General features: G+C 61.7%; 21 protein-coding genes, 1 tRNA gene and 1 pseudogene. 8 read left to right on the top strand and 15 right to left on the bottom strand.

Annotated elements, in window-relative coordinates; genetic code table 11:
* Positions 1-63 precede the first annotated feature (63 nt).
* The 3 genes from coaBC to ubiE form a co-directional block, all read right to left on the bottom strand.
* The gene (gene coaBC / locus AC0NID_RS11310) at positions 64-1,530 is read right to left on the bottom strand and encodes a bifunctional phosphopantothenoylcysteine decarboxylase/phosphopantothenate--cysteine ligase CoaBC (RefSeq protein ID WP_473454813.1); all 1,467 of its coding nucleotides are present in this window, start codon (positions 1,528-1,530) and stop codon (positions 64-66) included.
* Positions 1,531-1,652: 122 nt separating this feature from the next.
* Entirely contained in the window at positions 1,653-3,227 is a 1,575-nt protein-coding gene (gene ubiB, locus AC0NID_RS11305) for a 2-polyprenylphenol 6-hydroxylase (RefSeq protein ID WP_473454814.1), read from the bottom strand.
* A 70-nt stretch (positions 3,228-3,297) separates the two neighbouring features.
* On the bottom strand, positions 3,298-4,074 hold the full coding sequence (gene ubiE, locus AC0NID_RS11300) for a bifunctional demethylmenaquinone methyltransferase/2-methoxy-6-polyprenyl-1,4-benzoquinol methylase UbiE (RefSeq protein ID WP_473454815.1): 777 nt from the start codon (positions 4,072-4,074) through the stop codon (positions 3,298-3,300).
* A 149-nt stretch (positions 4,075-4,223) separates the two neighbouring features.
* On the opposite strand from ubiE, the gene AC0NID_RS11295 reads away from it, so the two are divergent.
* From AC0NID_RS11295 to AC0NID_RS11285, 3 genes are all read left to right on the top strand, one after another.
* Positions 4,224-5,198 carry an adenosine deaminase gene (locus AC0NID_RS11295; RefSeq protein ID WP_473454816.1) on the top strand — a complete coding sequence of 325 codons (975 nt, stop codon included), beginning with the start codon at positions 4,224-4,226 and terminating at the stop codon, positions 5,196-5,198.
* A 104-nt stretch (positions 5,199-5,302) separates the two neighbouring features.
* Positions 5,303-5,932, top strand: a complete 630-nt coding sequence (gene upp, locus AC0NID_RS11290; RefSeq protein WP_010911460.1) for a uracil phosphoribosyltransferase — start codon at positions 5,303-5,305, stop codon at positions 5,930-5,932.
* 98 nt (positions 5,933-6,030) lie between these two features.
* Positions 6,031-6,594, top strand: a complete 564-nt coding sequence (locus AC0NID_RS11285; RefSeq protein ID WP_473454817.1) for a TIGR02281 family clan AA aspartic protease — start codon at positions 6,031-6,033, stop codon at positions 6,592-6,594.
* 115 nt (positions 6,595-6,709) lie between these two features.
* Here the strand turns inward: AC0NID_RS11285 and deoA are convergent, their stop codons facing one another.
* From deoA to AC0NID_RS11255, 6 genes are read right to left on the bottom strand one after another with little or no spacing between them, the layout of a single operon-like run.
* On the bottom strand, positions 6,710-8,029 hold the full coding sequence (gene deoA / locus AC0NID_RS11280; protein WP_473454818.1) for a thymidine phosphorylase: 1,320 nt from the start codon (positions 8,027-8,029) through the stop codon (positions 6,710-6,712).
* Entirely contained in the window at positions 8,029-8,847 is an 819-nt protein-coding gene (locus AC0NID_RS11275) for a purine-nucleoside phosphorylase (protein ID WP_473454819.1), read from the bottom strand. The genes deoA and AC0NID_RS11275 overlap by 1 nt, the downstream gene beginning before the upstream one ends.
* The gene (gene cdd / locus AC0NID_RS11270; RefSeq protein WP_473454820.1) at positions 8,844-9,236 is read right to left on the bottom strand and encodes a cytidine deaminase; all 393 of its coding nucleotides are present in this window, start codon (positions 9,234-9,236) and stop codon (positions 8,844-8,846) included. Before cdd ends, AC0NID_RS11275 begins: the two co-directional genes overlap by 4 nt.
* Before the next feature lie 2 nt (positions 9,237-9,238).
* Positions 9,239-10,210, bottom strand: coding sequence for an ABC transporter permease (locus AC0NID_RS11265; RefSeq protein WP_473454821.1), 972 nt, complete (start codon positions 10,208-10,210; stop codon positions 9,239-9,241).
* 1 nt (position 10,211) lies between these two features.
* Positions 10,212-11,351: an ABC transporter permease gene (locus AC0NID_RS11260; RefSeq protein ID WP_473454822.1), complete on the bottom strand. Its 1,140-nt coding sequence runs from the start codon at positions 11,349-11,351 to the stop codon at positions 10,212-10,214.
* Entirely contained in the window at positions 11,348-12,880 is a 1,533-nt protein-coding gene (locus tag AC0NID_RS11255) for an ABC transporter ATP-binding protein (RefSeq protein ID WP_473454823.1), read from the bottom strand. The genes AC0NID_RS11260 and AC0NID_RS11255 overlap by 4 nt, the downstream gene beginning before the upstream one ends.
* A gap of 321 nt (positions 12,881-13,201) precedes the next feature.
* On the opposite strand from AC0NID_RS11255, the gene AC0NID_RS11250 reads away from it, so the two are divergent.
* Positions 13,202-13,411 (top strand): SlyX family protein, encoded by a 210-nt coding sequence (locus tag AC0NID_RS11250; protein WP_473454824.1) that lies wholly within the window; start codon positions 13,202-13,204, stop codon positions 13,409-13,411.
* Positions 13,412-13,481: 70 nt separating this feature from the next.
* Here the strand turns inward: AC0NID_RS11250 and AC0NID_RS11245 are convergent, their stop codons facing one another.
* From AC0NID_RS11245 to AC0NID_RS11235, 3 genes are all read right to left on the bottom strand, one after another.
* The gene (locus AC0NID_RS11245; protein ID WP_473454825.1) at positions 13,482-14,471 is read right to left on the bottom strand and encodes a BMP family lipoprotein; all 990 of its coding nucleotides are present in this window, start codon (positions 14,469-14,471) and stop codon (positions 13,482-13,484) included.
* 274 nt (positions 14,472-14,745) lie between these two features.
* On the bottom strand, positions 14,746-15,411 hold the full coding sequence (msrA, locus tag AC0NID_RS11240) for a peptide-methionine (S)-S-oxide reductase MsrA (protein WP_473454826.1): 666 nt from the start codon (positions 15,409-15,411) through the stop codon (positions 14,746-14,748).
* A 43-nt stretch (positions 15,412-15,454) separates the two neighbouring features.
* Entirely contained in the window at positions 15,455-15,778 is a 324-nt protein-coding gene (locus AC0NID_RS11235) for a hypothetical protein (protein WP_473454827.1), read from the bottom strand.
* Between the two features lie 419 nt (positions 15,779-16,197).
* On the opposite strand from AC0NID_RS11235, the gene AC0NID_RS11230 reads away from it, so the two are divergent.
* The 4 genes and pseudogenes from AC0NID_RS11230 to AC0NID_RS11215 all read left to right on the top strand — a co-directional run bounded on the left by AC0NID_RS11230 (position 16,198) and on the right by AC0NID_RS11215 (position 19,811).
* Positions 16,198-16,287 (top strand) — tRNA-Ser (locus tag AC0NID_RS11230).
* Positions 16,288-16,717: 430 nt separating this feature from the next.
* Positions 16,718-17,081, top strand: a pseudogene (locus tag AC0NID_RS11225) (DeoR/GlpR family DNA-binding transcription regulator); the annotation flags it as partial.
* A 52-nt stretch (positions 17,082-17,133) separates the two neighbouring features.
* Positions 17,134-17,670 carry a sensor histidine kinase gene (locus tag AC0NID_RS11220; protein ID WP_473454828.1) on the top strand — a complete coding sequence of 179 codons (537 nt, stop codon included), beginning with the start codon at positions 17,134-17,136 and terminating at the stop codon, positions 17,668-17,670.
* 743 nt (positions 17,671-18,413) lie between these two features.
* Complete coding sequence (locus AC0NID_RS11215; RefSeq protein ID WP_473454829.1) at positions 18,414-19,811, top strand: TolC family outer membrane protein; 1,398 nt, start codon at positions 18,414-18,416, stop codon at positions 19,809-19,811.
* 487 nt (positions 19,812-20,298) lie between these two features.
* Here AC0NID_RS11215 and AC0NID_RS11210 read toward each other — a convergent pair whose 3' ends face one another.
* Genes AC0NID_RS11210 through AC0NID_RS11200 form a run of 3 tightly spaced genes read right to left on the bottom strand, consistent with a single transcriptional unit; the run spans position 20,299 to position 22,840 of the window.
* Entirely contained in the window at positions 20,299-21,744 is a 1,446-nt protein-coding gene (locus AC0NID_RS11210) for a pilus assembly protein TadG-related protein (protein WP_473454830.1), read from the bottom strand.
* A gap of 2 nt (positions 21,745-21,746) precedes the next feature.
* Positions 21,747-22,337 carry a TadE/TadG family type IV pilus assembly protein gene (locus AC0NID_RS11205; protein WP_473454831.1) on the bottom strand — a complete coding sequence of 197 codons (591 nt, stop codon included), beginning with the start codon at positions 22,335-22,337 and terminating at the stop codon, positions 21,747-21,749.
* Entirely contained in the window at positions 22,337-22,840 is a 504-nt protein-coding gene (locus AC0NID_RS11200; RefSeq protein ID WP_474033436.1) for a TadE family protein, read from the bottom strand. The genes AC0NID_RS11205 and AC0NID_RS11200 overlap by 1 nt, the downstream gene beginning before the upstream one ends.
* Between the last annotated feature and the right edge of the window lie 352 nt (positions 22,841-23,192).

Raw genomic sequence — 23,192 nt, 5'->3', positions numbered from 1 at the left:
AATGACATGCATAAAACAAGAACTTAAAGCGCGTCGCATGAATCCGTTCAAACGCGGCGCGCTTTAGACAGTAATCGTCTTCAGCCGCTCCGCGATCAGCGCTGCGAGCCGCGCCGCCACCTCATCCTTGCTCATCTCGGGCCATTCGTCGACACCGGCCTTCGACACGATCCGCACCTTGTTGCGGTCGCCGCCCATCACGCCCGGAGACCCTGCGCCTTCGTGGGACACGTCGTTGGCGACCATGAAGTCGGCGCCCTTCTTCTTGAGTTTGGCCTCGGCGTTCCTGACCAGATCCTGCGTCTCGGCAGCGAAGCCGACAACCAGGCTGGGGCGGTGCCTGTGATGACCGACACCGGCAAGAATATCGGGGTTTTCGATCATCTGCAGCGCCGGCGGCCCCACGCCCGCCACTTTCTTGATCTTCTCGCCGGCCGAGGTCTCGCTACGCCAGTCGGCGACCGCCGCAACGAACACGGCCGCGTCCGCCGGCAGCAGCTGTTCGACCGCGTCCTTCATCTCATTCGCGGTTTCGACATGCAGCGTGGTGACCTCAGCCGGATCGGCGATGCCGACCGGACCGGAGACGAGGTGCACGTCGGCGCCCAGCCATGCCAGCGCCGCCGCGATGGCATGGCCCTGCTTGCCGGACGAACGGTTGGCGATGTAGCGCACCGGGTCGATCGGCTCATGCGTCGGCCCGGAGGTGACGATGATCCTTCTGCCCGCCAGCGGCTTCGGCCTGATATCGAGCAGCGCCTCGATCGCGGCGACGATTTCCAGCGGCTCGGCCATGCGGCCCTCGCCCGCCTCGTTGCTCTCGGCCATCTCGCCCTTTGCCGGGCCGACGACTGCAACCCCGTCCTTCTGCAACGTCGCGCGATTGCGCCGGGTCGCCTGATGCGACCACATTTTCGGGTTCATGGCGGGCGCGATCAACACCTGTTTATCGGTGGCGATGAGCACGGTGGAGGCGAGGTCGTTGGCGTGGCCATTGGCGAGTTTCGCCATCAGGTCGGCGGTGGCCGGCGCCACGACCACAAGGTCGGCCTCGCGCGACAACCTGATATGGCCGACATCGTGCTCGTCATTGCGGTCGAACAAATCGATGAAGACGTGGTCGGCGGACAACGCTCCGACCGACAGCGTGGTGACGAACTCCTGCGCGGCTGATGTCATCACCACCCGTACCGCCGCGCCCCGCTTGCGCAGCCTGCGGATCAGGTCCAACGCCTTGTAGGCCGCGATGCCGCCGCCGATGATCAGCAGGATACGCTTGCCGGAGAGGATGCCTCGTGTGACCTGGTTGGATACCGCGGCAACTGGCGGCGTCGGACCGTGCGAGTCTGTCAATTCGCGGAGGGTTTTCTCGATCTGCTCGATGCGGCTGACCGGACCGCGTTGCCCTTCGACCGCGGCCCGGATCATGACCCGTGCCTGTTCTTCCATGGACCGGTCATTCTCTGCCGCCAGCCGGCGCAACAGGTCCTTGACCTCATCATCAAGGTTGCGGATGGTGATGCTGGCCATATGATTGCACTTTGCTCGATATCGTTGACTGCAATGATAGCAATGCAATCATTTCTAAGCAAGCCGCTAGCCATGTTCCCGAACCACTGTGGAACCCGGTTTTCGGAAAAGGTCGTCAGGCCCTAGAGAATCCGCCAGGCAATGTAGACCAGCGTCAGCGCGATCACCCACAGCGCCAGCCGGCCAGACCTGCTATAGTGCGCCTCGGCCTTGCCGATGGCACGCGCCGTCCTTTCGTCGAAGCGCAGCCCGTGTTCGGCCATCAGGTCGATTTCGCGCGACAGCCGCTCGGTGCGGGCGGCGAGGTCCGGCGCCTGGCGGGCGAGCGCCAGCATCGCGCCGGCGCCGTCGCGTGCGTCGGCCAGCAGCGCACGCGGGCCGAGATTGCCCGAGATCCAGCCGCCGACCACCGGCTCGGACGTCTTCCACATGTTGAAAGCCGGGTCGAGCGTGCGGGCGACGCCCTCGACCACCACCATGGTCTTCTGCAGCAGCACCAGCTCGGACCGCGTCGCCATGTCGAAGAGGTCGGTCACTTCGAACAGAAGCGTCAGCAGCTTGGCCATCGAGATGGTCTCGGCCGGCTGGCCGTGGATCGGCTCGCCGATGGCCCGGATCGCCTGGGCGAACGCCGCGACATTGTGCTGGCGCGGCACGTAGCCGGCCTCGAAATGCACTTCGGCGACGCGCAGATAGTCACGGGTGATGAAGCCGTAGAGAATTTCGGCGAGGAACCGGCGCTCCTTCTTGCCGAGCCGCCCGGCAATGCCGAGATCGACGGCGACGATGGTGCCGTCGGGCTCGACGAATAGGTTTCCCGGATGCATGTCGGCATGGAAGAAACCGTCGCGCAGCGTATGGCGCAGAAACGACTGGACCAGATTGACGGCGATCGCCTTCAGATCGTGGCCGGCGGCAGCGAGGCCGGCAATGTCGTTCATCTTGACGCCGTCGATCCATTCCATGGTCAGCACGTCACGGCCGGTGCGCTCCCAGTCGACCGACGGGACGCGAAAGCCGGGATCGTCCTTGGTGTTCTCGCCGAGTTCCGAAAGCGCTGCCGCCTCGAGCCTCAGATCCATTTCGATCTTGGTGGTCTGCGCCAGCGTCTCCGTCACTTCGACCGGCCGCAACCGGCGCGACGACGGGATGTATTTCTCCTGCAGGCGGGCGGCGAGAAAATAGCTTTCGAGATCGCGAAAGAAACGGCGCCGCACGCCCGGCCGGATGACCTTCACCGCCACCCGCGAACCGACGCCGTTCTGCAGCGTCTCGGCGGTATGGACCTGAGCGATCGAGGCGGCGGCGACGGCTTCGCCGAAACTGGCGAAGAGCTCGCCGACCTTGCGCCCGAGCGAAGCCTCTATCGCCGCTATGGCCTCGGCCTGCGGAAATGTCTGCATCTTGTCCTGCAGCATGGCGAGGTCGAGCGCGATGTCGTTGCCGACGACATCGGGCCGCGTCGCCAGGAACTGGCCGAGCTTGACATAGGACGGGCCGAGCCGGACGACCGCCTTGGCCAGCCGGTCGCCACGCTCATAGGCAAGCGCGCGGCGGCGGGTGAACAGCCGCGCCATCCGCCAGCCGAATTTCGGCAGGCCGAATAGCTCGTCGCCCGGCAAGGCCGCCACGACGCCTTCGCGGACCAGCACCCAACCGGCCCGTACGAGCCTGAAACCAGCGGCGAGCCTGCTCATGACTGTGTTTGCCCCACCGGTCTCCTGGACCGGCGTAGGGCACTTCGGGCGTGAAAAATACGGGCCAGCCTCAAAGCTTCCAGCCCGAATGAAGCGCGGCGATGCCGCCGGAATAATTGCGGAAAGACGCGCGGTCGAAGCCCGCGCGGGTGATCATGGAAGCGAAATTCTGCTGATTGGGAAATTTGCGGATCGATTCCACCAGATAGGAATAGGGCTCGCCGTCACCGGTGACCACCTTGCCTATCCTGGGGATGGCGTTGAACGACCACGCCTCATAGACCTTGTCGAGCAACGGCATGTCGACCTCGGAAAATTCGAGGCAGAGAAAGCGCCCGCCGGGCTTCAGCACGCGATAGGCTTCCGCAAGCGCCACATCGATGCGCGGCACGTTGCGAATGCCGAAGGCGATCGTGTAGGCGTCGAAACTGGCCTCGGTGAAAGGCAGTTCCTCGGCATTGGCCTCGACGAAATCGGTGTTTGCCGACAGGCCTTTTTTCTCGGCCCGCTCGCGGCCGACGGCGAGCATCGAGCCGTTGATGTCGAGAACCGTGGCATGGGCGTTTCTGCCGCTTGCCTCGACGATGCGGAAGGCGATGTCTCCAGTGCCGCCGGCAACGTCGAGCACGCTCCAGCCCGGTCGTTTCGGTGGATTGAGCCATGCGACCATGGCGTCCTTCCACAGCCGGTGCAGGCCGGCCGACATCAGGTCGTTCATCAGGTCGTAGCGGTTCGCCACCTTGTGGAAAACGTCGTTGACCAGGGACTGCTTCTCGCCCGCCCCTACACGCTTGAAACCATAGGAGGTCTCCATGCCGCCAACGCCCGTGGTTCTCTCAACCGACATTATTTTTGATCCGTCATAAAACCGGCGGGACCATAGCCGATCGATGGTGCGGACGCTATTGTTTAAGGCGCGGTGTTCGGCCGCGCTCCCCGGGTCGTGGAATCACGCTTGTGGGTCCACGGCCCGGGCTGACCTGACGGGATGACTGCATGCCTTTGAAAGCGGAACTGCACTGCCATATCGAAGGGGCAGCGGCGCCCGAACTCGTCATCCGCCAGGCGCAGAAATACGGCAAGGATACCTCGCCCTACATTCAGGACGGCTCTTTCGTCTGGCACGATTTCACCTCCTTCCTCGCCGCCTATGACTTCTCCTCCGACCTGTTCCGCACGGAAGAGGACTATGCCCGGCTGGCCGACCATTACCTGACCAGTCTCGCCCGCGACGGCGCCATTTATTCCGAGATCTTCACCTCGCCGGACCACGCCGGGATGGCCGGCCTGTCGCCCAAGGCCTATACGGACGCGCTCGGCGAAGGCATCGCGCGCGCCAAGGCCAGGACCGGTATCGAGGGCCGCATGATCGTTACCGGCGTGCGCAACGCCGGCGTCGGCGCGATCGAGCAGGCGGCGCGCTTCGCTGCCCGCTGCGGGCATCCGTTGGTCACCGGCTTCGGCGTCGCCGGCGACGAGCGGATCGGCGATCTGGAGGACTATGTCAGGGCCTTCGAAATCGCGCGCGAGGCCGGTCTCGGCATCACCGTCCATGCCGGCGAACTGATGGGCTGGGAGAGCGTCGCGGCCGCACTCGACCACATCCGCCCGTCCCGCATCGGCCATGGCGTGCGGGCCATCGAAAACCCCGACCTTGTCCGGCGCATCGCCGACCAAGGCGTCGTGCTCGAATGCTGCCCCGGCTCCAACATCGCGCTCAAGGTCTTCGACAGTTTCGCCGACCACCCTTTTCCGGCGCTGCGGGCGGCGGGCTGCAAGGTGACGCTCAACTCCGACGACCCGCCCTATTTCTGGACGTCGCTGAAGCGCGAATACGACATCGCCGCCGAGCATTTCTCGATGAACGACAAGGCGCTCGCCGCCGTCACCAGAACGGCAATAGAGGCCGCCTTCGTCGACAAGAAGACCAGGACAGCGCTGCTCACCCGCCTCGACGGCGGCGTGCGCTAACGCGCTCCTCCTGCAAAAGCTGTGGTCGGCGATCGCAAGCAGTTCCTTGGCCGACGCATTGCCGCTAGGGTTCGCGCAAGCAGCCGGAATTTCAGGAGAACACCATGAAGGGCGTCACAGTCGTCGACCACCCGCTTGTCCAGCACAAGCTGACCATCATGCGCAAGAAGGAAACCTCGACGGCCGGTTTCCGGCGGCTGCTGCGCGAGATCTCGCTGCTGCTCGGCTATGAGGTCACCCGCAACCTCGAACTGACGACGACGACGATCGAAACGCCGATCGAGACGATGGAAGCGCCGACCCTGGAGGGCAAGAAGCTGGTCTTCGCCTCGGTGCTGCGCGCCGGCAACGGCTTGCTCGAAGGCCTGCTCGATCTGGTGCCGGCGGCACGCGTCGCCCATATCGGTCTTTACCGAGATCATGAGACGCTGGAAGCTGTTGAATATTTCTTCAAGGCACCGAGTGACCTCGCCGACCGGCTGGTGATCGTCGTCGACCCAATGCTGGCGACCGCCAATTCGGCGATCGCGGCGATCGACAAGCTGAAAGGACGCGGCGCCACCAACATCCGCTTCCTCTGCCTGCTGGCAGCGCCAGAGGGGATCGAGCGGTTCACCAAGGCACATCCCGATGTTCCGGTCTTCACCGCTTCCATCGACCGCCAGCTCAACGAGAAAGGCTATATCATGCCCGGCCTCGGCGACGCCGGTGACCGCATGTACGGGACCAAGTGATCGTTAACCGGTCGTTTACGCAAATGCACGGTTTCGGCGCCGGTTAAAGCGGCAAACACCATGTCGCGATAAGCATGGGCCTTCACGAAGGCAGGTCCATGCTGCGCAGGCTTCTCATCCTTGGCGTGCTCGCCGGAACGTCGGCGTCGTTCCCGATCCTCTATCAGTCGAATCCGCAGATGCTGGACCGGCTGCTGAAATCGGCGGTAGGAGCCAGGCCGATCCTCGAAACGCAAACCGACCTGAATCTGGCCGCGGTTCCCGACAGACCGGCAACGCCGCAGCCACTCGGCCGCAAGGTCGTGGTCACAGCGGACGCGCGCGGGCATTTCACTTCGCCGTTCAAGCTCAACGGCCGACAGGTCGATGGCATGATCGACACCGGCGCGACGCTCGTCGCCATCAACAGTTCGACAGCACGCAGGATCGGCATTTCGCTGAACGCATCGGACTTCCGTCACGAGGTCAACACCGCCAATGGCACGATCGGGGCTGCCTTGGTGACGATCGACCGCCTGCAGATCGGCAAGATCACGGTCGACGGCGTCCAGGCGGTGGTGCTCGACGACAAGGCGCTGCGCACGAACTTGATCGGCTTGAGCTTTCTCCAGCAGCTCGAAAAATACCAGGTGGAAAACGGCGCGCTGCTGCTCGTCCAGTGAACCTTGATCCGAACCGCAGGGTCAGCGTCAGCGAAAAGTGGAAACCGGTTTTGCTTCGCTGACCTTCGGTTCGGAAAAGATCATGGTCCAACAAGGCAGAGCCTTGCTGACTGGTTCACCCGCGCGGCAGGATCCGTCGGATGACCGTTTTTTCCGCGGGCGGCTTCGAAGCGCCGATCGCATAGGCCGAAAGCACTGCGGCGACGGCCGCTTCGGCGTCCCCGGCATTACGGGCATGGACCAGCGCCAGCGCCTCGCCGGCCCGCACCTCCGCGCCGACCGGCAACAGCCGGGTGATGCCGACCGCATGGTCAATGCGGTCGTCCGGCCGTATGCGCCCGCCGCCAAGCCCGACCACCGCAAGCCCGATGTCGCGGGTCGCGATGCCGGTGACGAAGCCGTTTTCGGTCGCCTTGACCGCAAGCTCCGTCGCCGCCTTCGGTAGGTATTTTCCCGGCCCCTCGACGAAGTCGGCCGGACCGCCTAGCGCCGCCACCATGCGCCCGAAGACGGCGGCGGCACCGCCGCCGGCTAGGGTCTCGGCGGCGCGCCGCATGCCGTCTTGGTTGGACGAAACCAACCCGGCCAACTGCAGCATGTCCGCGGCCAGCGCCAGCGTCACGTCCTCCAGCCGCCGGTCACGGAAGCGGCCGGTAAGGAAATCGACGGCATTGCGCACCTCGACCGCATTGCCGGCCGCCGACGCCAGCGGTTCGTTCAAGCCGGTGACCAGCGCCGAGGCCTTCAGGCCGGCACCAGTGGCGATTTCGACCAGGCTGTTCGCCAGAGCCGCTGCATCGCGCGACTTCTCCATGAAGGCGCCGTTGCCGACCTTCACGTCGAGCACCAGCGACTGCAGGCCGGCCGCCAGTTTCTTCGACAGGATCGAGGCGGTGATCAGCGGCACCGATTCGACGGTTCCCGTCACGTCGCGGATCGCATAGAGCCTGCGGTCGGCGGGCGCGAGATCGGCGGTCTGGCCGATGATGGCGCAGCCCGTTTCGACCACCACCTTCCGGAACCGCGCAACATCCGGCTGGCTGATGTAGCCGGGGATGGCATCCATCTTGTCCAGCGTCCCGCCGGTATGGCCGAGGCCGCGACCGGAAATCATCGGCACATAGGCGCCGCAGGCGGCGACGATCGGCGCCACCATCAGAGAGACATTGTCGCCGACGCCGCCGGTCGAATGCTTATCGGTGACCGGGCCCGGCAGGTCCGACCAGTCGAGCACATCGCCGGAATCGCGCATGGCAAGCGTCAGCGCCACCGCCTCGTCGCGGCTCATGCCGTTGAAGAAGACCGCCATGGCGAAGGCCCCGACCTGCCCGTCCGAGACGGTGCCTGAGGTCACGCCTTCGATGAAGCTGGCGATCTCCTGCGCCGACAGCTTGTGGCCGTCGCGCTTGCTGCGGATGATTTCCTGGGGAAGCATCAGGCCGGGACCTTACTCTCCGGCAAGCCGTCCTGGAACACACGCTGGAGAATGGTCGCCAGCCGCGCGCCGCCGACCGGCGCCATGTCCTTGGTCTCCTGGTGCGAAAGCTCCGCCCCGGTCATGCCGGCGGCGAGGTTGGTGATGACCGAACAGGCGGCGACGCGCAGGCCAAGGAACCGGGCGAGGATGACCTCCGGCACGGTCGACATGCCGACGGCGTTGGCGCCCATGATGCGCGCCATGCGGATCTCGGCGGGCGTCTCGAAGCACGGCCCGGAGAACCACATATAGACGCCCTTGTGCAGCGCGGTAGCCGTCGCCTTGGCCGCCTTTTCGATCGCCGAGCGGAGCCCGGCATCATAGGCTTCGGTCAGGCCGACGAAGCGACGGTCGCTCGGCTCGCCTATCAGCGGGTTGGAGCCCGAGAAATTGATGTGGTCTGATATCAGCATCACCGAGCCCGGCCCCATCTCCGGATCGACCGAGCCGGCGGCATTGGTGAGGATCAGTTTCGAGATGCCGATGCCGGCGAGCACCTCCATTGCTGGCCGCATCGCCGCCGCGTTGCCATGCTCGTAATAGTGGGCGCGGCCGGACAGCATCAGCACCGGCGTGCCGGCAAAACGTCCCGCCACCACCTCGCCGGCATGGCCGGTGACGCCGCTTCTGGGAAAGCCCGGCAAATCGGCATAGGAAATGCGGACCGGGTCCTCGACCTGGTCGACAAGCCCGCCAAGGCCCGAACCCAGCACCAGCGCGGTGGCGGGCGCCAGCCCGTCCAGCCTTTCGACGAGACGATCAAGCGCTTCCTTCATTTCAAAATATCGCCCTGGAAGCCGTAGGGCAGCATCTCGCCCATGGTCACGGTCTCGACCACGCCGCCATTGTCGCAAAGATAGACTTTGGTTTCCGGCCGGCAGAATTCGGCGAGCCGTTGCCGGCAGCCGCCGCAGGGCGAGCATTTGGCCATGCGCTCGGCGATCACCGCGATCTCCGTGATCCTGCCGCCGCCGCCCATGATGTAGTGGCCGAGCGCGGTGGTCTCGGCGCACCAGCCTTCCGGATAGGACGCGACCTCGATGTTGGCGCCGGCAAAGATGCGGCCGTCCTCGGTGCGCAATGCTGCCCCGACCGGGAATTTCGAATAGGGCGCATAGGCCTTGGCCATGGCGGCTTTCGCCGCTTCGAACAAATCATGAGCCACAATCACCGCTCCTTTACATAAGGCACGCCGCCGGCGCGCGGCGGGATCGCCTTGCCGATGAAGCCGGCGAGTAGGATGACGGTGAGGACATAGGGCAGCGCCTGCATGAACTGCACCGGCACCTTGCCGATCAGCGGCAGCGGCGTGCCCTGCAGGCGGATCGACAGCGCGTCGAGGAAGCCGAACAACAGGCAGGCGAACATGGCGTTGACCGGTTTCCACTTGGCGAAGATCAGCGCAGCCAGTGCGATGTAGCCCTTGCCGGCGGTCATGTCCTTTACGAAGCCGCCATTCTGCACCATCGACAGATAGGCGCCGGCAATGCCGGTGAGCACGCCGGTGCAGATCAGCGCCCTGTAGCGCAGCCAGGCGACCGAGATGCCCGCGGTATCGACCGCGGCCGGGTTCTCGCCGACCGCGCGCAGGCGCAAGCCGAAGCGAGTGCGAAACAGCACCCACCAGGTGAACGGCACCGCGAGGAACGCGAGATAGACCAGCACGGAATGGCCGGAGATCAGTTCCGAATATACCGGTCCGAGGATCGGCACGCTCCTGAGCGCGTCCGCACCGGGCCAGATGACGGCTCCGAACCGCTCGCCGGACGCAAGCGCCGGGGTGCGCCCGCCTTGCTGGAACCAGGCCTGGCCGAGCATGATCGTCGACCCGGCGGCGATGAAATTGATCGCCACGCCGGAGACGATCTGGTTGCCGCGATGGGTGATCGAGGCAAAGCCGTGGATCATCGCGAAAGCGACCGAGATGAGGATGGCCATGCCGAGGCCGAGATAGGCGGAATGGAAGACCGAGGCTGCGGCGGCACCGGCGAAGGCGCCGACCAGCATCTTGCCTTCGAGCCCGATATCGAAGACGCCGGCCCGCTCCGAATAGAGGCCGGCGAGGCAGGCGAGCAGCAGCGGCACCGACAGGCGGATGGTCGAGTCCAGGACCTGGATGATGGCGTTGAACAGATCCATCTCAGGCCCCCTTCCCTTTGACCGCTTCCATGCCGACCGTTCTCGGACTGAGCGAGGCGAACAGCGCCTGAACATAAGGCCGGAACATGTGCTCGAGCGCGCCGGCGAACAGGATGACCAGGCCCTGGATGATGACAATCATGTCGCGGGAAATCGCCGGCATCTCGAAAGCAAGCTCGGCGCCACCCTGGTAGAGCATGCCGAACAGGATTGCCGCCAGCACGATGCCGACCGGGTGCAGGCGCCCCATCAGCGCCACCGCGATGCCGACGAAACCGGCGCCGGAGACGAAATCCAGCGCGACATTGTGCTGATCGCCCATCGTCGGATTGAGCGCCATCATGCCGGCCAGCGCGCCCGAGATCATCATGGCCATGATGATGATGCGGGTTTCCGAAATGCCGGCATAACGTGCCGCTTTCGGGCTGTGGCCGTAGGTGCGCATCTCGTAACCGAACCTAGTGCGCCAGATCAGCACCCAGACCAGAAAGGCCATGGCCAGCGCGAGCAGGAAGGAGACATTGAACGGCGCCGAGCGGATCTTGGCGCCGAACAGTTCGATGATCCAGTTGAGCTTCGGCAGTTGCGCGCCGTCGAGGAAGGTGCGCGTCTGCGGCGCCATGGAACCGGCCGGCTTCAGCACGCCGACCAGCGCATAGACCATAACGCTGGCGGCGATGAAATTGAACATGATGGTGGTGATGACGATGTGCGAACCGCGCTTGGCCTGCAGATAGGCAGGGATCAGCGCCCACAGCGCTCCCATCGCCGCGGCGGCGACGATCGCCAGCGGAAAGGTGAGCCACCATGGCAGCACGCTGTCGAAGGCCAGGCAGACGACGCCGATGCCGAGACCGGCGATATAACCCTGGCCCTCGCCACCGATGTTGAACAGGCCGCAATGCGCCGCAACCGCCACGGAAAGCCCGCTGAAGATGAAAGTGGTGGCGTAGAAAAGCGTGAACGCAATACCTTGCCCACGGCCGAAGGCACCCTCGACCAGAACGGCGGCCGCGCGGAATGGATTTTCTCCAACCAGAAGGACGACGAGGCCGGCGACGACGAAGGCAACGGCGAGATTGATCACCGGGATCAGGCCGTAATCGGCCCAGGCCGGCAGCTTGGCGTAAGGCGTGCTCATTGCGCCGCCTCCTGGTGTTCGACGCCGGCCATCAGCAGCCCGAGTTCGCCTTCGGTCGCCTCCGGGCCGCGCTCGCCGACGATGCGGCCGGCAAACATCACCAGGATGCGGTCGGAGAGCGAGCGGATCTCGTCCAGTTCGACCGACACCACCAGCACCGCCTTGCCCTGGTCGCGCATGGCGATGAGGCGTTTGTGGATGAATTCGATGGCGCCGACATCGACGCCGCGCGTCGGCTGGCCGACGATCAGCACGCCCGGGTCCTGTTCCATTTCCCGCGCCAGCACGATCTTCTGCTGGTTGCCGCCGGAGAAATTGGCGGTCTTGAGGCGGCAATCCGCCGGGCGGATGTCGTATTTGGCTATTCTGTCCCTGGCGTCGTCGCGGATGGCGTCGATATTGAGGAACGGCCCTTTCAGGTAGCGAGGGTCGTCGTGATAGCCGAGGATCGAATTCTCGTTCTCCTCGAAGGCCAGCACCAGGCCGACGTGATGACGGTCCTCTGGCACATGTGCGAGACCGCGGTCGCGCAGCTCGCCGGGATCGGCAGCCCCGGTGAGGTCGATCGGCTTGCCGTCGAGCATAACGGAACCCGAGACGGCGCGCCTGATGCCGGAAATCGCCTCAAGCATTTCGGATTGCCCGTTGCCGGCGACGCCGGCGATGCCGACGATCTCGCCGGCGCGCACATCGAAGGAGATATCGTCGACCATGTTGACGCCGCGGGAATCCTTCACCGTCAGGTTCTTGACCGCGAGCTTGACGCCGCCGGCCTCCGCCTCGCCCTTCTCCACCCTGAGCAGCACGCGGCGCCCGACCATCAGCTCGGCCAGTTCCTCGACCGTGGTCTTCCTGGTCTCCCTGGTCGCCACCATCGTACCTTGGCGCATAACCGAGACCGTGTCGGTGATCGCCATGATCTCGCGCAGCTTATGGGTGATCAGCACCACCGTCTTGCCCTGTTCCTTCAACTGCTTGAGGATGCGGAACAGATGGTCGGCCTCGGCAGGCGTCAGCACGCCCGTCGGCTCGTCGAGGATTAGGATCTCGGCGCCGCGATACAGCGCCTTGAGGATTTCGACACGCTGCTGCAGGCCGACCGGCAACTCCTCGATGATCGCATCGGGATCGACCTCCAGCCCGTATTCGCGCTCGAGCCGTTCCAGTTCGGATCGCGCCTTGGCGATGCTCTTCTTCAGCAGCGCATCGCTTTCAGCGCCGAGAACGACGTTTTCCAGCACCGTGAAATTGTCGACCAGCATGAAATGCTGATGCACCATGCCGATGCCGAGCGCGATGGCGTCGTTGGGCGTCTTGATCGATGCGGGCTGGCCGCCGACGCGGATCTCGCCGCTGTCGGCCTGGTAGAAGCCATAGAGGATCGACATCAGCGTCGACTTGCCGGCGCCGTTCTCACCGACAATGCCGTGGATGGTGCCGCGCACGATCTCCAGATTGATGTCGCGGTTGGCGCGAACGGCGCCAAAACTCTTGTTGATGCCGATCAGCTCGATTGCGGCTTGCGCCATGCAGCCTGTCCCACTCTTATTTTTTATCGCTTGGTCAAAACGCCTAACATGACGCACCGCCTGTGCCAATTGGCCGGAGCAGCATCCACTCTCGACAAATCCCCGCGCGCTTGTCAATTTCGAACCTGGACGCGGCCTTCACATTCGCTATCGCATCGGTCTGAAAACCGGACTAGATTTTTGCTGCGCCGCCCTTGGTTCGGAAGCGCGATGCGAAGATAATCGGTGTTAGAGCGCACTTTGTGCGCACCGCTCTAATGTGTCGAATCCCGAAAATTCGCTGCTCTTGGGAGTTGCGCGGCAAGAATCCGAGGTTTCAAAATGACCATGCCCGCCGACCGGCTAACGACGCTGGAAATCCGCGCCGCCGAGCAGGAGAAGACCATCGACGAACTATCCGGCCAGATCGCCGAGCAGTGGAAGGTGATCGAGCGCATGCAGCGCAAGCTCGATGCGCTGACCGACCGGTTCCTGACGCTGGAGGAACAGGCCGCACCCGATGTGCCGGTGACCAAGCCGCCGCATTGGTGAGCCTACGGAGAAAGTCAAAGCCGCCGCATTTTCACTCGGCGGCTTTGATCAGTTTCGCGATGCCGGTAGATCAGTAAGGGCAGGCATTGTCCGACATGTAGTCGTGCACCTTGATGGTACCCGCGATGATGTCGGCCTTGGCCTTTTCGACCGCCGCCTTCATTGCGTCGTCGACAAGGCCCTTGTTGTTGTCGTCCATGGCGTAATCGACGCCGCCTTCCTTGAGGCCGAGATCGTTGATGCCGGCGGTGAACTTGCCGTCCTTGGCGTCCATGAAGCTATTGTAGACGGCAACGTCGACACGCTTGACCATGGAGGTCAGCACCTTGCCCGGCTGCAGGCCGTTCTGGTTGGAATCGACGCCGATGCCGAGCTTGCCGGCATCCGCCGCTGCCTGCAGCACGCCAACACCGGTTCCGCCTGCCGCCGCGTAGATCACGTCGGCGCCCTGGTCGATCTGCGTCTTGGCGATCTCGCCGCCCTTGGCCGGATCGTTCCACGCTGCCGGCGTATCGCCGGTCATGTTCTGAATGACGTCGGTCGCGCCGGCCGCCTTGGCGCCACCGACATAGCCGCAGCCGAATCTGCGGATCAGCGGAATGTCCATGCCGCCGATGAAGCCGACCTTCTTGGACTTCGAGGCCATCGCCGCCATCACGCCGACGAGGTAGGACCCTTCTTGCTCCTTGTAGACGAGGGAGCGGACATTGGGCTTGTCGACGACCATGTCGATGATGGCGAATTGGGTTTCGGGAAACTCGACGGCGATTTTCTCCAACGCGTCCGCCCAGGAAAAGCCCGCCATGACGATCGGGGTGCGGCCATCCTCGGCGAAACGGCGCAGCGCCTGCTCGCGCTGGGTCGCATTGCTGACCTCGAATTCCACATAGGCAATGCCGGTTTCGGTCTTGAATTTTTCGGCGCCATTGAAGGACGCTTCGTTGAACGACTTGTCGAACTTGCCGCCGAGATCATAGAGAAGCGCGGGCTGAATGTCCGCGGCGAAGGCCGGAAGAACCATTGCAGTTGCGGCCAGGAGGCCAAGAACGATACGTTTCATGTGATCCACACCCTGTCGGTTGTTTTTCGTTACGCACCGCCTGCCTGCCCGGTTCTCCGGCAGGCATGCGACGTCAGACAGGAGTGTCTTCCTCCCGCTTCGGGCCAATCTGGCACGGCCCGAAACAAAATTCACGCGGAATTTTGACCTTTTGGAAAAGCGTGGCACCGGCACGCGGCGCCACGACACACTCCCTTCGCCAAATGCATGTCGCCCAAAAGTGCGCAGCGGTTTTGGGAAAACGACATGCATCCAAACAGATCTAGTCGAAGCCTCAGGCGGAGACGGCAGCAGGGATGGCGCAGGTGACGCCGGTGCCTTGCAGACCGCAATAGCCGTAGGGGTTCTTCGCCAGATATTGCTGATGATCTTCCTCGGCGAAGTAGAACTCCGGCGCCGGCGCGATCTCGGTAGTGATCTTGCCGCGGCCGGCGCCGCGCAACGAGGCCTCGTAGGCGTCGCGCGAAGCCATCGCCGTCTGGTACTGTGCGTCGCCAAACGTGTAGATCGCCGAGCGATAGGTGGTGCCAACATCGTTGCCCTGGCGCATGCCCTGCGTAGGGTCGTGGCTTTCCCAGAACAGCTTCAGAAGCTCGCCATAGGAGACGATCTTCGGATCGTAGACGACAAGCACGACTTCGGTATGGCCGGTGAGGCCGGTGCAGGTTTCCTGGTAGGTCGGGTTGGGGGTGACACCGCCGGCAAAGCCGACTGCCGTGACCCAGACGCCTTCAAGCTGCCAGAACAGGCGCTCAGCGCCCCAGAAGCAGCCGAGTCCGAACATCGCCGTCTCCAGACCCTCGGGATAAGGCCCCTTGAGCGGCCTTTTCGAGACAAAGTGCTTGGAGGCAGTCGGGACAGGCTTGGCGCGGCCCGGCAGCGCCTCGGCAGGCTTCGGCAGATTGAGCTTCTTGTTCAGCATGTCGCTGAGAAAAAACATGCGCAGTCTCCCTTTCTCTTTTTGTTAGGGATGCTGGAAGTCGTCACGTTGAGGCGAACCGCCCGGTCGGCCGCTCTCGCCTGTAGCCGATCATGTAGAGAATGAAGGCAAGCACCGCGAACACCGCGAAGCCGGGCTGGCCGAGCACCCACGCGAAGGTGCCGTCCCACAGCAGCGAACCGGCTTTGTCTCGGACGAAGCTTTCGAAGGCGCTTCGCGTATCCGGCGAGACTGCGAGCCAGCTTGTGTTGAGCGAGGTCATGACCAGCGCGGAGGCCGCCACCGAGCGGGTCGCGTCGAGCACCGCCATGATGACGGAAACCGAAAGCGCAACCATTGCCGCGAGCCGGAAGAGAAAGCGAAGCATGCAGACCTTTCCCCTTCAGACTCCAGCAGACTTCCAACATCTGTTTCGAACACAGAGATAGTGTGCGCGCGCTTTGTTCGCAATCGCGACACGCGAATTTGAAGCTACGCCGCCGGTCATCGACCGAGCGCACACCTACGCTACAAGTCTCATGCCACCGAATCGTCGCCGCATCCGAAGCCTTGCGGCATCGCAAAACCGTTGGTGCCCGGCAAAACGAATAGAGTGCCGTTATGGCTTGGCATTCGACGTCGGATCGACTAGATGAGCCCCGCGCCTGTTGCTTTGACGGCTCAGGTGCGGGAAAGGGTGTCCGCTGGTTGACGGCGCCCACGGCGCGGAGTTCCGGGCCGGCATCCCAAGGGAGACGCATCTCCCCAACCCGCGCGGCAAAACCGGCCGGCGCGAAATGCCAGGATGGAGAGGTGGCCGAGTGGTTGAAGGCGCACGCCTGGAAAGTGTGTTTACGGGAAACCGTAACGCGGGTTCGAATCCCGCTCTCTCCGCCAACCGGCTCCATAAAAGTCGTTAATTTTCAAAAACTTCGCTATGCACCCTGACCGCCGTAGCTCGAAACATATCTCATTCCGTGTAACAAACTGTGCAACATTAGAGCGAGATAATGCGACGATCTGCGGCGCCGAGGCCGCATAAACGTGACGGCATCTGGCATCTCGTGCGCCGGGTGCCGAAGGAATTGCGGCGTTTGATCGACGCGGCTTGGTACGTATTTCCACCGGGGTCGCCGTTGCTGACGATCAGCGCGGTGTATGGGCCCGCGATGCAGTGCGCGGCCTCAGCGCCGGGCTCGAGGCATATTGGCGCAGACTTGGCGACGGCCAGTCGGCAGAGGCAGCACTGCGCTTCGAGGCTGCAAGGAGGCGAGCACAATCGTTCGGGGTGGCCTATCGCGCCAAATGAGGAACTGGCGGCGGGACCCGCACCGCGGCCGAGCGAGATTTACCATTGACGGTGGTTACGAACAGTCTCGAGATAGCCGATTTTGCGCTGACATAAAATCTTGGCGAGTCATCATGTAGTCATCATGCCGGGCGGCAGCATCCGGCAGGGGTATCGACATTTGGCTGGCGAACCGGCTGGAAGCTTCCTCAGGACGCTGCATGCCGATTTGTGCATGGCGGGCGCAGCGGCAGTCACTGGGACCTTGTTGACGGACACTTCCTTGGAGGTAGCCTCGCTAAAACGGGCGATGATAGCCTCCGCTCGCCGCACAATATTGCTCGTGGATAGTTCGAAGTTTACTGCTCCTGGCTTCTGCACCTTGTGTGAAGTGTCCGAGATAGACAAAGCTGAGGATTGATCACATCTCCGACCAAACCGAGCGTGAGAAGGCAGTGCGCGATATCGCCGATATGATCGATCTCCTCGACAATGCTCTGCTGACTGCCCGGGCAGGCGTTGGTGCACTCGATGAAGAGCTTCTGGATCTCATTGCGCTTGTCGAGCAAGAGACCGCCGATCTGAAGGCGTCGGGCTGGAACGTGATGCTAAACTCCCTGCCGCAGGGTCGAGAAATGCTCGTAATAGCTGATCGCCTTGCAGTCAGGCGAATCCTCGCAAACCTCGTCGATAACGCCGTGAAATTCGGTCAAGAGGCAAATGTTGCGCTTGATGAACGCGACGGCGTGGCGATCCTCGCGGTCGAGGACAGAGGACCAGGCATCAATGAAGACGAAGTCGCCCTTCTCTTGGAACCCTTTGTCCGCGCCGAACCGTCCCGTGCCCGCAAAACCGGTGGTGCCGGGCTTGGCCTTGCCGTGGTGAGAAACCTTGTGGAGGCCCAGCGTGGAACAATAGTCATAGGCAACCGCTCCGAGGGCGGATCCCGTGTAGAACTGCGCTTTCCATTATTCGAGCCTCAAAAGGTCTGACGAACAGATCATCGGCATTTTGAAGGAACACCAGGCTGGGCTTCTCGGCATTGCGTCGGTGAAGTAGATCGTGCCGTCGGGTCCTATGTCGGGGTCGCCGGCCATATGGATTGCGGTGTCGTCCTGTATACTGAAGAGGCTGCGCGCGCGCCGTCTCGTCGGTCAGACCCATTCCGGCAATGCAGGTGACGATCCGCCCTTCCCGGTCGAACGCCAGTCCAAGCGGCCAGCCGCCGATCTTGGCCAGCACGCTTATGTCCGAATAAGTCGGCGCGGTGATGCAGCCATTGCGGTTGCCTATTTCCCGGTGCCCCTATGGCCGGGAGGCTTGGCTGCGGTGGAGGGCTCACCTTCCCCGATCGGGCAATGCGTTGAGTGCAACCGAAGGCGGCCGAATTCAGGACGAGCAACAGGTCGTTCCACGCATATCTCTCGCTGTCACGGGTATCAGCAAAAATCAGAAATGTCCAGAAACAATTCATAACAAAAATCCGCTTCGGCGTTCAGATGCAAGAGTTTACCATATGGGTAACGACGACTTACCTCTATGTGGTGGCCGTTCGTTTGCGATCTTTATATAAGTTCAAATGATTATTACATCATTTGAACTACATCTTAGATGTGTAAGTTCGAAAATTGGACAATTTCTTCATAGAAAACTTTACATATGCCGCCATCTTCCGCGAATAGCCGTCCATTTTCTCTTGATTGGGTTGGCCGCTGCAATTTCGAAAGTTGAGTCAATGGTCAGCAAGTTTCAGTCTGCTGCGATTTTTCTGACATGCATTTTCACGCCGGCACTTGGACGGGCCGAGACTGTCTTCGACGCAATGTCGAAAGCGTATGAGCTGAACTCGACGCTGAATTCATCCCGCGCCGGCGTACGGATAACCGATGAAAATGTTGCAATAGCTGAATCCGGGTTGAGGCCGACAATCAACGGCTCCGCCAACGTTGGATATCTTTCTCAATCCAAGACGAAGCTTTCTACAGGGGGATTTATTTCCCCGGGCAGTCGCTTGTCGACAGGTTCCTTCGGGATAACCTTGGACCAAACTCTGTTCGACGGATTTCAGACTCTTAACAACGTACGCGTCGCCGAAGCGAAGGTGGAAGCCTCGAATGAAGATCTGCACAGCGCTGAACAGAACACCCTGTATTCAACCGTAAGTGCTTACACCGATGTGGTTGCAAATCGCCAAATTTTCACCTTGCGAAGAAAGAACGTAGTCTTTCTGAATGAACAATTGCGCGCGGCTGAAGACCGATTTCGCGTCGGAGATGGCGCGCGCACCGACGTCGCGCAGGCGCAGGCCAGCCAAGCCGATGCGCTATCCCAACTAGCCAGCGCCGAGGCATTGGTCTTGTCCAGTGAAGCAACTTATCGCCAGGTTGTAGGTGAAGCGCCGGGGAAACTGCAGCCAGCGAAGCCGGTTGCCAAATTGCTGCCTTCAACGCTCAAGGCCGCATTCGCGAGCGCGCAGACCGATCACCCGGCCATTCTCAGTTCAGAGCATCTCGCCGATGCAGCAGAATTCTCAGTTAAGTCCTCCAAAGGGGCACTTCTTCCGAGAGCGTCAGCGGAAGCCAGCATCACCCATCTCTATCAGAACTACTCCCCCGAGATTTCGTACTCCCCCAACGGCCACTACAACTCAGCGGAGATCGGCGCGACCTTGAGCGTTCCTATATATCAAGGCGGCAAAGCTTCGGCCGAGATTAGGCAGGCCAAGGAGGAACTGGCCAAAGCGCGGATAGACGTCGATGTCAATCGCGATCAGGTTCGCAGCGCATTAGCGTCACAGTGGGGCCAATATCAGGCTGCCCGGGTGGCGGTTCAGGCAAATCGACAAGCCATCTCTGCGGCACAGCTGGCTTTGCAGGGCGTTATCGAAGAACGCAACGTCGGCCAGCGTTCCACGCTCGATGTTCTCAATGCTCAGGCGTCGTTGATTGCGACGCAGATAAATCTTGTGTCGAGCGAGCGCGCCGTGGTTCTCGCAAGCTATGCAGTGCTTTCTGCGATCGGCCATCTTTCCGCTTCCCGGCTTGGCCTACGGGTCACGCAATATAAGCCTGGCGCGCATTATCGCGCGGTCAGGGACAAGTCGTCCGGCCTTCGGCCGCCTGATGACAAATAAAGCCGGATCTTGGGCAGACACTTGCAAAAGGTCCTCGGAACAGGGTTGCGGTGGCCCGTGGCGGGGGAGAGCGAGGAAGTTCATAAACCGAAAAAGGCACCCCGATGATCGTGCTGGTGCCGATCGCATGCTGTAGCTGCTTCGCATGCTTCCAAATCGCGGACATTGCATGCTTGGACCAATTGTCCGGCGATCTCAACATTGGAAGAGCGTTCCCAACCTTCGCCGCGGACATTTTTCGTCATGCGCCGGATATGGCGCCGAGGAGCATCGTGCCGTCATAAAGGTGCTACGACCCCGCTGAAATCGAAGCCACGCTCGCGGGTGGATTTGGTGTTTCGTGCCGGAATACCTGGCCTGTGCGTGATCTCTGTCATGGCGTCTCTCTGCAAGCGCCGTTTCGGCCTGCCCCCTTGCCTCCCCTGCGGGATGCGATCGGTTTTGCTTGACAGCGCCGCGTTCAGGAAACGGCAATATTTGCATGGGCCTATTTGGAGATCCGCAAATTCGACAGAGAGTCCCCAATCTCCTTGAAAGCAGTCTGAAGCTCGGCGCTGCCAGGCGAGTCGAAATAGAAGGCAGACTGCGTGGCACAGCTCTTGAGAAGTGCTTCGGTGCTGCTCCCGGGATTGTTGAAAGCGATCGTGTAGACGACAATTCCGGCATTCTTCATCGCAGTGCAAACGCTGGTCAACCTTTCATTAAGCTTTGTCACGGCCTTTGTGGCGTTGGTCGTTCCGAGTTTTCCTTCCGACAGCCAACGATAGGCCGTGTAAACGCTGCTCGACATCGTGTTCTCGCCGTCAGTCATAATCACCGCTGCCTTGCTCATGCTCTTGGTATTGTAGTCCAATGGCAGGCCGTAGGTGCTCATATCGCCGCCCCACAGGTTCCGCCAATTCGGGGACAGCATGCGCCAGCCCCAGACGGCGCCATAGTTGATATGGGTATTGCCGACAGCCGTCATGGCGTCGATTGCCGAAACGAGAACGCTCTTGACTGGTGTCATTCGCGTAACCTCAGCCGGGCAGTATTTATTAGGACCAAGTGATTGGCCTAGGCCAGATTTATAGCTCTTCGTCGTGTTCGTTGTAGTATTTCTGTCAGTTTTATTCACTGTTGTCGTCGTCGTTATCCAATCGTTATTGCTGGCGTCCTCCCAGTAGTAAGGATCAAATGCCCTTGTCTCAGGAATGTCGTCAGTGACGTCATAGCCGTCATCGCGCGCTTCTACGCAGCCGCCCCAACTGGTGCTCCCCCAATCGAGCGCAGCGAGCGATCCGGCCGTCAGCCAGTCGGTATGCGCGCTTCCTACATTGACCGTTTGCGAGAAGGGCACGATGCCAACATAGAGGTTTGAGCCTACGGTCTCATCGCCAAACAGAATGTCGAGCAGCGATTTCGCCGCGCTTTTCAGGCTGGTCAGGCTGGAGCCCGACATCGAACCCGTGTTGTCGAGCACCACAACGAGTTCTAGACCACCGGCCGACCGCACGACCTCGGTTTCCGCGCTGGTCGACATCGTTTGTATGCCAAAAATGCTCATAAAGGTCGTTGGTGCCGTCGCGGTCGCCGCGACAGCGAGTGTCTTTCCGTCGCTGCTCAACGACGATGACAGGGCTGTTAAGCTGGCGCCGACATAGCCGTCAGCGAAATTGATCGTCGTAAATTTCCGAACTTCGTCGTTCAGCGTCGTGGTGCTGAGCTTTGCGACCGCCGACAGTCCGCCAGCGTCAACGGCCCGCTGCAGGCTGGAATGCATGAGCATGAGGCGTGCACCGTCGATCGCGAGCCCAACCGCACCGATCAACGCCAGCATGGCGAAGGCAACAAGCGGCAGGATGCTTCCCTTCCTGGAGCTACCAAAGCGCGCGATGTCCCCCCCGACCAGGCGCTTCGGAAGGATTTCGCGGCGACGCTTCTCTGTCGGCATGGCTACTTCCCCACACAGCCCGGAGCGATAGTCAGGCTGCCGAGCCTCGGGCGAAACAGCGCGGTCTTGTAGATGAGGGTTACCTCCGGTGCGATCCAGCCGAAAAGCGGCGCGTACTGGTAGTAGACCTCGGCGACAATGACGTTGTCATCTGCCCCGAGAGCGAGACCGCCGGGAAGACCCGCAGCGTCGCCCACCGATCCAATCCGGCTGATGCCGCCCAGATCGCCGCTGGAACATTGCCAGGCGACCGTCGCGTCGCCCGCCTCATCCGTTGCAACGGATGAGAGGATCACAGTTCCGGCGGCATCAAACTTTTCGACCCCCATCACCTCCGCTGACACACCGAGTATGGCGGCGACATCGGCAGACGTGACGGTCTCGTATCGGGCGACGACATCCGCCACGGTCGAGGCCATCTGGGCGGCCTGGAAATGGGTCCGCACAAACAGCGACAAATCCGCGCCGCCGCAGAACAGCAGCAGGAGTACCGGCATGATCAGCGCCAATTCAGTGGCAGCGAGGCCGTCTCGGCATCCGTTAAAACGGCGTGCAGTCGCCCCAAGCTGGACAATTGAGTGAAGCGTGCGCATCAATAGGGCTCGTTTTGAACCACCGCCGTCGCTGTCAGGGTGACAACCCCGTTGGTGGCCTCCACAACGTCACCTATCAGGGGCGTGAAGAAGCTCCAGGGATAGCTGACGGTATAGAGAACAACCTCGCTTGTGCCGCCATAGCCTGATAGCCCCTGATCCTCGTCCCAGATACCGTTGCCGTTGACGTCGGTGAAATTCTCTCCGTCGTCGCGAACGCCAGTTCCATTTGCGTCGACGAAAGGCTCGGGCTTCTTAAGCGTATCGAATCCGGAGTAGGATAGGCTCTTGATGCTGATCTTGTCGGCGTCCATGATTACACTGGCCCTGCTGCGGACGATGGCGCGGACGGTGGCGTCTTGGGTCGCGTTTTCGGATACGAAACCTGTTCGGCCAGTGCGCGCGGCGTCTTGGGTCGCGTCCTTGAGAACAATATCGGCCGTCCACATGAAGCCGAATTCGATGATGCCCATCAGCGTCAGCAGAAGGACAGGGGCAATCATCGCGAACTCCACCGCAGTTGTTCCGCTGTCTTGTGATGCGCGGCTAGCGCCCCACCGCAGAGAGCGGGTCGGCAAGCAAGATGCTTTCCGTTCCCTGAGGGGGCAACCAGTGATTAATCGAAGAATGCTCGGCGCATTGGGCATAACATGCCTCCCACCGCACAACCGGATCGTATATTCGTCTTTAAATTTGGTTAAAATCACGCTCAGTGCCGATGAATTCGAAGTAACTGAACGATACTTTATTACAAAACATCGATGCAATCGAATATTTCGTTAGTTAATTAAGTTAGTTGTTTAATATTTATGCACTTACACAATGTTACATTGTAGAAAAACTTCGACACAAATC

This window comes from Mesorhizobium sp. WSM4821 (assembly GCF_055901555.1).
This window is presented reverse-complemented; position numbering and strand designations above follow the sequence as displayed.

Excerpts from the sequence above, each read along its gene's own strand:
- AC0NID_RS11260 (WP_473454822.1), bottom strand. The coding sequence starts at position 11,351 with ATGAGCACGCCTTACGCCAAGCTGCCGGCCTGGGCCGATTACGGCCTG.
- AC0NID_RS11200 (WP_474033436.1), bottom strand. The coding sequence starts at position 22,840 with ATGATTGCCCCTGTCCTTCTGCTGACGCTGATGGGCATCATCGAATTC.
- AC0NID_RS11250 (WP_473454824.1), top strand. The coding sequence starts at position 13,202 with ATGACCATGCCCGCCGACCGGCTAACGACGCTGGAAATCCGCGCCGCC.
- AC0NID_RS11275 (WP_473454819.1), bottom strand. The coding sequence starts at position 8,847 with ATGAAGGAAGCGCTTGATCGTCTCGTCGAAAGGCTGGACGGGCTGGCG.
- AC0NID_RS11285 (WP_473454817.1), top strand. The coding sequence starts at position 6,031 with ATGCTGCGCAGGCTTCTCATCCTTGGCGTGCTCGCCGGAACGTCGGCG.
- AC0NID_RS11235 (WP_473454827.1), bottom strand. The coding sequence starts at position 15,778 with ATGCTTCGCTTTCTCTTCCGGCTCGCGGCAATGGTTGCGCTTTCGGTT.
- upp (WP_010911460.1), top strand. The coding sequence starts at position 5,303 with ATGAAGGGCGTCACAGTCGTCGACCACCCGCTTGTCCAGCACAAGCTG.
- AC0NID_RS11215 (WP_473454829.1), top strand. The coding sequence starts at position 18,414 with ATGGTCAGCAAGTTTCAGTCTGCTGCGATTTTTCTGACATGCATTTTC.
- ubiE (WP_473454815.1), bottom strand. The coding sequence starts at position 4,074 with ATGTCGGTTGAGAGAACCACGGGCGTTGGCGGCATGGAGACCTCCTAT.
- coaBC (WP_473454813.1), bottom strand. The coding sequence starts at position 1,530 with ATGGCCAGCATCACCATCCGCAACCTTGATGATGAGGTCAAGGACCTG.
- AC0NID_RS11255 (WP_473454823.1), bottom strand. The coding sequence starts at position 12,880 with ATGGCGCAAGCCGCAATCGAGCTGATCGGCATCAACAAGAGTTTTGGC.
- deoA (WP_473454818.1), bottom strand. The coding sequence starts at position 8,029 with ATGCTTCCCCAGGAAATCATCCGCAGCAAGCGCGACGGCCACAAGCTG.
- AC0NID_RS11265 (WP_473454821.1), bottom strand. The coding sequence starts at position 10,210 with ATGGATCTGTTCAACGCCATCATCCAGGTCCTGGACTCGACCATCCGC.
- AC0NID_RS11295 (WP_473454816.1), top strand. The coding sequence starts at position 4,224 with ATGCCTTTGAAAGCGGAACTGCACTGCCATATCGAAGGGGCAGCGGCG.
- AC0NID_RS11205 (WP_473454831.1), bottom strand. The coding sequence starts at position 22,337 with ATGCGCACGCTTCACTCAATTGTCCAGCTTGGGGCGACTGCACGCCGT.
- msrA (WP_473454826.1), bottom strand. The coding sequence starts at position 15,411 with ATGTTTTTTCTCAGCGACATGCTGAACAAGAAGCTCAATCTGCCGAAG.
- AC0NID_RS11245 (WP_473454825.1), bottom strand. The coding sequence starts at position 14,471 with ATGAAACGTATCGTTCTTGGCCTCCTGGCCGCAACTGCAATGGTTCTT.
- ubiB (WP_473454814.1), bottom strand. The coding sequence starts at position 3,227 with ATGAGCAGGCTCGCCGCTGGTTTCAGGCTCGTACGGGCCGGTTGGGTG.
- AC0NID_RS11210 (WP_473454830.1), bottom strand. The coding sequence starts at position 21,744 with ATGCCGACAGAGAAGCGTCGCCGCGAAATCCTTCCGAAGCGCCTGGTC.